The sequence below is a fragment of the Aeromonas sp. 600774 genome (assembly GCF_049175075.1).
In the GTDB taxonomy this organism is placed as follows: Bacteria; Pseudomonadota; Gammaproteobacteria; order Enterobacterales; family Aeromonadaceae; genus Aeromonas; species Aeromonas veronii_A.
In genome coordinates this window covers 1-617 of record NZ_JAAKUJ010000037.1, presented here as the reverse complement: position 1 = coordinate 617, position 617 = coordinate 1, and the positions used below count along the sequence as shown (strand labels likewise).

Annotated in this window: 1 pseudogene; it reads right to left on the bottom strand. The window is 50.2% G+C overall.

What is annotated here, in order from left to right:
- Positions 1 to 617 (bottom strand): annotated as a pseudogene (locus G5171_RS20280) (histidine kinase); the annotation flags it as partial.

The window sequence follows — 617 nt, the reverse complement described above, 5'->3', positions numbered from 1 at the left end:
TGCAGGGATAGACCCCACAGACCAATCCAGATAGTCAGCAGCATGATCAAGGCGATGATGCCGCCAAATTCCCGCACTAGTTCCTGCCAAGTTATTGCCTCCTGTTGGGTACTGACGCGCCAGCGATTGGAAAGGCCCTCCAGCTCATCCGGCGGAATCATGGCTATCACTTGATCCAGGATGTCCCTTAAAATCCGGCGCTCCGGGGGAACAGCAAAAGCTGCGCTTATTGGAATAGATTCAAAAAGTTCACCCGTAATGAACAGGCTGTCCTGAAACTTGCTATTTATGTAGTACTTGGCAACTCGCAATGGAAGCACGGTCACATCACAAAGCTTGCTTGCCACACAACGCAATGCATCTTCGATGCGATCGAACTGCTTGGCCTTCAACTGGCCATACTCTTCCTCAATCGCCTGTTCGGAAATAAAATCCTTTACCATCGCAACCGTACCGGTTTTAAGTAACGTCTCCGGCACCGTTGCCTCGTGACTGACTCCTACAACATAAGCTAAAGGATCCGGTACAAAGGCGCGGCTAAACAAATAACTACTTCTACGTGCGTCCGATGGGCTCAATACCGCTATGTCTACCTGACGCTCGTCAAGCAGCTTTAG